The organism is Streptomyces sp. NPDC048483 (assembly GCF_040651455.1).
In the GTDB taxonomy this organism is placed as follows: Bacteria; Actinomycetota; Actinomycetes; order Streptomycetales; family Streptomycetaceae; genus Streptomyces.
In genome coordinates this window covers 1-6,408 of record NZ_JBEZJZ010000206.1, presented here as the reverse complement: position 1 = coordinate 6,408, position 6,408 = coordinate 1, and the positions used below count along the sequence as shown (strand labels likewise).

At 73.0% G+C, this 6,408-nt stretch carries 3 protein-coding genes; all 3 read left to right on the top strand.

Annotation, left to right across the window (positions count from 1 at the left end; genetic code table 11):
* Positions 1-751: LuxR C-terminal-related transcriptional regulator (locus tag AB0D04_RS41965; protein WP_362712680.1), on the top strand; the 751-nt coding region annotated here is incomplete at its 5' end.
* Positions 752-1,154: 403 nt separating this feature from the next.
* Positions 1,155-1,784 (top strand): LuxR C-terminal-related transcriptional regulator, encoded by a 630-nt coding sequence (locus AB0D04_RS41960; protein ID WP_362712681.1) that lies wholly within the window; start codon positions 1,155-1,157, stop codon positions 1,782-1,784.
* A 349-nt stretch (positions 1,785-2,133) separates the two neighbouring features.
* Positions 2,134-6,408, top strand: a 4,275-nt coding sequence (locus tag AB0D04_RS41955) for a beta-ketoacyl synthase N-terminal-like domain-containing protein (RefSeq protein WP_362712678.1), incomplete at its 3' end; no start/stop codon positions are given.

Genomic DNA, 6,408 nt, shown 5'->3' with positions numbered 1-6,408 from the left:
CGAACGCCTCCTTGAGGACCCCGGGAGGCGCTGGCCGGCCGGCCTCGCCATGACGGCCATGCGGCAACTCCTCAGGGTCTCGCTCGCCGCCCGCCGCGGCCGCGGCGCCGACGCCCTGAAAGCCGTCTTGTCCTGCGGCCGCCAACTGGAATCGGCCGGCTGGCGCAACTCCGCCCTCTTCCCCTGGCGGCCCCGCGCCATCGTCCTCCACCACCGCCTGGGCGAGACCCGGCCGGCCCTGGCCCTGGCGGAGGAGGAACTGGCCTGGGCGCGGCAGTGGGCGGCCCCCGCCGCTCTCGGCCGCGCCCTGCGCCTGAACGCCCTCCTGCCCGGCGGAGGCGGCGTCCCCGCCCTGCGCGAGTCCGCCGAGATCCTTCGTACGTCCGCCAACACGCTCGAACTGTCCCGCACATTGCTCCAGTTGGGTCGAACCCTGGAAGGCGGCAAGGAATCGAGGGCGGTGCTGCGTGAGGCCGTTGATCTCACCACCGCCTGCGGCGCCCCCTGGCTGACCGAGCGCGCCCGCGCGGCGCTGGGAACCGCTGCCCCCAGCCAGGAGGCACCGCTCACCCAAGGCGAGCGCAAGGTCGTCTCGCTGGTGAGCCGGGGTCTGACCAATCAGGAAATCGCCGATGAACTGGGCGTGAGCACCCGTGCGGTGGAGAAGCATCTGACGTCGTGCTACCGGAAGTTGGGCGTCTCGGGGCGACGTGAGCTGCTGGGAGGCCGGAGCGCGCTCGCGTCGCACTGAGTGCGCCGAGCGCCCCTTACGCTGCGGGGGATACCGGCGGTAATCGTTCGGGGGCCGAAGGTCGTGGCGGACCGTACCGTGCGGGAGAGTGCGACCACAGGTTTAGGCATAAGGGCCGGGTCAGCGTTGACGCTTGTCCGGATCGATCCTTAGTGTCAATTGTGTCGGGGAGTTCGGAATTTCTTCCCCGCAGATACCGGGCGGCCCGCGGATCCCGTGGCCCGCTTCATTCTCCGGTTTTCTCCTTCTCGCTCGATGTCTCTTGATTTCTGGTTTACAAGCGGGGGTTGGAAAGGATGTCGGTCCCTTGAGATTTCCTGCTCTGGTGAACTCTCTGCAATTTTCGGCAGACCACAGTACGGCCGGTACGGCGGTCCGAGGGGAGGTGCGGCCGAGCGTGTGCATATCCGTACTGGACCCGGCACTGACAATCCGTCAGGCCAATCAGGACTTCTTCCATCACTTCGCGACCCCCACCGCAACTTCCGCCGACGTACTCGCCCCTCCCCCCTCCGATTCCTCGACGACGGCACCCGACGTCTTCGGGCGGAATTTCCGCGATCTGGTGCACCCCAGCGTGCGGCAGCCGCTCATGCGGCAGTTCGAGCGGCTGCTGGAGGGCCGCCGGGACCGGTTCGCCACGAACGTGGTGGCGCTGCGGCCGACCGGCGACGTGTTCACCGGCAGCCTCACGGCCGCCGCCGTGAGCGGCTACGGCCCCGACCCGGCCGCCGTCCTCGTGGTGATGCGGTCAGGTCAGGGCTCGGCGGACGACGCATTGGCGGCACCGAAAAGGAAACTGCTCAGCGAGATCGACGCGCGAATTCTGGAGGGAATCGCGGCGGGCCTGTCCACGATTCCGCTGGCGTCCCGGCTGTATCTCAGCCAGCACGGCGTGGAGTATCACGTCACCGGTCTGCTGCGGAAACTGAAGGCTCCCAACCGCGCGGCGCTGGTCTCCCGCGCGTATGCGATGGGGGTGCTGACGGTGGGGTCCTGGCCGCCCCGCGTCGTGGACGACTTCATCAAGTAACACCCCCGCATTCTGGTGGTTCGCCGCGCGGACGCGGGCCGAGGTCTGCCTTAGCGACCCGGACCATTCCGAAGGCGGGCCGAGGAGGTACCGGGCGCCGGGGGTGCCGCTGTCCTGCCCGGGCGCCCCGGCCTGTCTGCGCGCCGTCGGCCGCGGGCCCGGCCGACTCTACGGAATTCCATGGTCACCCCCATAGAGACTGGGCGCGTGGCGTGCGGGAAGTCGAGCTGCCTCGTGCAGGGCACGCAGATAACTCAGTAGCTGTGGAACAGCCGTCCCCAGTGCCGGCTGCCCACATCGAAATCCTCTGCTGTCCGACGGTCTTGAGATGGGTTGGAACGTGGCGAACATGGATCAGGAACAGAAACTCCGCGACTACCTGAAGCGGGCCGGCGCCGACCTGCGGCGCTCCCGGCAGCGGGTGGGCGAGCTGGAGGCGGCGGCCCGCGAGCCGATCGCGATCGTGGGCATGAGCTGCCGCTTCCCGGGTGGTGTGAGCAGCCCCGAAGAGCTCTGGTCCCTGCTCGCCGCCGACGGGGACGGCATCACGGCTTCCCCCGACGACCGCGGCTGGGAGCAGCTGGCCGAGGACCCGGGGGAGTTCTCCGGTGGATTCCTGCACGACGCGGCCGAGTTCGACGCCTCCTTCTTCGGGATCTCCCCCCGTGAGGCACTCGCCATGGACCCGCAGCAGCGACTGCTGCTGGAGTCCTCCTGGGAAGCCTTCGAGCGGTCCGGCATCGACCCGGCGGCGGTCCGGGGCAGCAGGACAGGCATGTTCGTCGGGGCGATGCCCCAGGAGTACCGGGTGGGTCCGGACGACGACGTCCAGGGCTTTGCCCTGACGGGCACCACCACCAGCGTCATCTCGGGCCGGCTCGCGTACTTCTTCGGAACCGTGGGCCCGGCGATCACCGTCGACACCGCCTGCTCGTCCTCCCTCGTCGCCCTGCACCTGGCCGCCCACTCCCTGCGTCAGGGTGAGTGCTCCCTGGCGCTGGCCGCCGGCGTCACCGTGATGTCCAGCCCCACCACCTTCGTGGAGTTCAGCCGCCAGGGCGGGCTCGCCGCCGACGGGCGCTGCCGCTCCTTCGCCGACTCCGCGGGCGGCACCGGCTGGGCCGAGGGCGTGGGCGTCCTGGTCCTGGAACGCCTCTCGGAGGCCCGCCGCAACGGGCACGAGATCCTCGCCGTCGTCCGGGGCTCCGCCGTCAACCAGGACGGCGCCTCCAACGGGCTGACCGCGCCCAACGGCCCCTCGCAGCAACGGGTCATCGAGCAGGCGCTGGTCAGCGCGCGGCTCTCGGCCAACGAGATCGACGTCGTCGAGGCGCACGGCACCGGCACCGTGCTGGGCGACCCGGTCGAGGCCCAGGCGCTGCTGGCCACCTACGGCCAGGGCCGCGAGGCCGACCACCCACTGCTGCTGGGCTCCGTCAAATCCAACCTCGGCCACACCCAGGCGGCGGCAGGCATGGCCGGCGTCATCAAAATGGTGCTGGCCATGCGGCACGGCCTGCTCCCGCGCACACTCCACGTGGACGTGCCGTCCTCGCACGTCGACTGGACACAGGGGACCGTACGCCTGCTCACCGAGCAAGTCTCCTGGCCGCAGGGCGAACAGCCGCGACGAGCCGGCATCTCCTCGTTCGGGCTCAGCGGCACCAACGCGCACACGATCCTGGAGGAGGCCCCGGCCGCCCCGTCCCCCGAGGCAGGCCAGGGGGACCAGGAGGGCACCGCGCCGCCGGCCGCCGAACCCGTGGCGGCGGGCGCCGTCCCATGGCTCGTCTCCGGCCGCACCCGCGAGGCGCTGCGCGCCCAGGCGGCGCGGCTGCTCGAACACCTCACGTCCCACCCCGGTCTCGCGCCCGTGGACCTGGCCTACTCCCTGGCCACGGCCCGCTCCGGCCTGGAGCACCGCGCCGCGTTCACCGCGGCCGACCTGGGCCGGGCCCGCGCCGCGCTCACCGCGCTCGCCGACGGCGCGCCGGCCCCCGGCCTGGTACAGGACACCGCCCGGACGCGGTCCAAGCTCGCCTTCCTCTTCGCGGGCCAGGGCTCCCAGCGGCCGGGCATGGGGCGTGAACTGGCTGCCCGCTTCCCCGTCTTCGCCACCGCCCTCGACGAGGTCCTCACCCACCTCGACCAGGGCCTTGAACGGCCCCTGAAGGACGTGCTGTTCGCCGCCGAAGGCACGCCCGAGGCCGCCCTGCTCGACGGGACCGGCTACGCCCAGCCCGCGCTGTTCGCGATCGAGGTGGCGCTGTACCGGCTCGCCGAATCCTTCGGCATCAAGCCGGACTTCCTCGCCGGGCACTCCATCGGCGAGATCGCCGCGGCGCACGTGGCCGGGGTCTTCTCCGTGGCCGACGCGGCGGCCCTGGTGGTCGCCCGCGGCCGCCTCATGCAGGCGCTGCCCGAAGGTGGCGCCATGGTCTCCCTCGAAGCCACCGAGGAGGAGGTCCTGCCCCTGCTGGCGGACCGGCCGGACCGCGTCTCGATCGCCGCGGTCAACGGGCCCGCCGCCGTCGTCGTCGCCGGCCGGGCCGACGAGGTCGGCGCCGTCGCGGAGCACTTCGGCGCGCTGGGCCGCAAGACCAAGCGGCTGCGTGTCTCGCACGCCTTCCACTCCCCGCTCATGGAGCCCATGCTGGCGGAGTTCCGCACCGCCGTCTCCCGGCTCACACCGCAGGCGCCCGTCATCCCGGTCGTGTCCGGCCTGACCGGGACCCTCGCCACGGTGGAGCAGCTGACCTCCCCCGAGTACTGGGTGAACCACGCCCGTCACACCGTACGGTTCGCCGACGCCCTCGACTGGCTCCACGGCCATGGCGCCGCCACCTTCCTGGAGCTGGGGCCCGACGGCGTCCTGTCCGCCATGGCCCAGAACTCCCTGGCCGCGACCGGCACCGCGGACGGTGCCCCCGATTCCGCCGACGCCGTCGGCCCCGCCGATGGCGTCCCCGCCACGCTCGCCGTACTGCGGCCGGGCCGCCCCGAGGCCGAGACCCTCACCGCCGCGCTGGTGGGTCTGCACACCCGCGGCGTGGCCGTCCAGTGGGAGTCCTACTTCCAGGACACCGGCGCCCGGCGCACCGACCTGCCCACCTACGCCTTCCAGCGCCGCCGCTACTGGCCCAAGAGCACGCCCGCGACGGGCGGTGACGTACGCGCCGCCGGCCTGGGCGCGGCGCACCACCCGCTGCTGACAGCCGCCGTGTCGGTCGCCAACTCCGACGGCCTGCTGTTGACCGGCCGGCTGTCGCGGCGCACCCACCCCTGGCTCGCCGACCACGCCGTGCGCGGCACGGTGCTGCTGCCGGGTACCGCCTTCCTGGAGCTGGCCGTGCGCGCCGGGGACGAGACCGGCTGCGGTCGGGTGGAGGAACTCACCCTGGCCGCCCCGCTGGTGCTGCCCGAGCAGGGCGGCGTCCAGGTGCAGGTGTGGGTGGGCAGCCCCGACGAGTCGGGCCGCCGCGCCGTCAGCGTGCACTCCCGTCCCGACGGGCCGGAGGAACTTCCCTGGACCCAGCACGCCTCAGGCACCCTTGCCGCCGGCGAGCACCACGCCGACTTCGACGCCACCGTCTGGCCCCCCGCCGACGCGCGTCCGCTGGACCTGGACGGCTTCTACGACCGCATGGCCGACACCGGCTTCGGATACGGCCCCCTGTTCCAGGGCCTGCGCGCCGCCTGGCGCAGCGGCGATGACGTCTACGCCGAGGTGACGCTGCCCGGGACGAACGGCTCCGACGCCGAGTCCGCTGCGTCGTTCGCGATCCACCCGGCCCTGCTGGACGCCGCGTTGCACGCCGCGGCCTTCCTCGACCTGGGCGAGCACGCCCGCGGCGGTCTGCCCTTCTCGTGGCAGGACGTGACCCTGCACGCGAGCGGGGCGAGCACGGTCCGCGTGAAGCTGACCCCGGCCGAGGACGACGCGGTGGCGATCGCCGTCGCCGACACCACCGGCGCCCCCGTCGCCTCCATCGGCTCGCTCGTCCTGCGCACCATGCCCGACGAGGGGATCGGCGCCGCCAACTCCCTCGTCCGCGACGCCCTGTTCGAGCTGCGCTGGACCGCATCGCACCAGGCCGCCCAGGCGGCGCCCGCCTCGGTCGCCGTCCTCGGCCCGGACCTCTTCGGCCTGGAGGGGGCTCTTTCGGCGCCGGATTCCTCGCCGGACCTCGCCGTCACGGTGCTGCCCGGCCCGGACGCCGCCACCCACGTCCCGGACGTGGTCCTCGCCCCCGTGGCCGGTGCCGCCGATCACGACGTCGTCACCTCGGTGCACGCCCGCACCGCACATGTCCTGGAGCGCCTGCGGACCTGGCTGGACGACGAGCGCTGCGCCGCGTCCCGGCTGGTCTTCGTCACCCGCGGCGCCGTCGCCACCGACGCCCGGCAGGCACCGGACCCGGTGACCGCCGCCGTCTGGGGCCTGGTGCGCGCCGCGCAGAGCGAACACCCCGGCCGCTTCGGGCTGTTGGACCTCGACCCGGCCTCCACCGAGCCGGCCGCAGAGCCGCTGCTGCGGGCCCTGGCCCTGGACGAGCCGCAGTCCGCCGTCCGCGGCACCGCCGTGCTCACCGCGCGGATCGCCCGCGCCCAGGCGCCGCAGGCC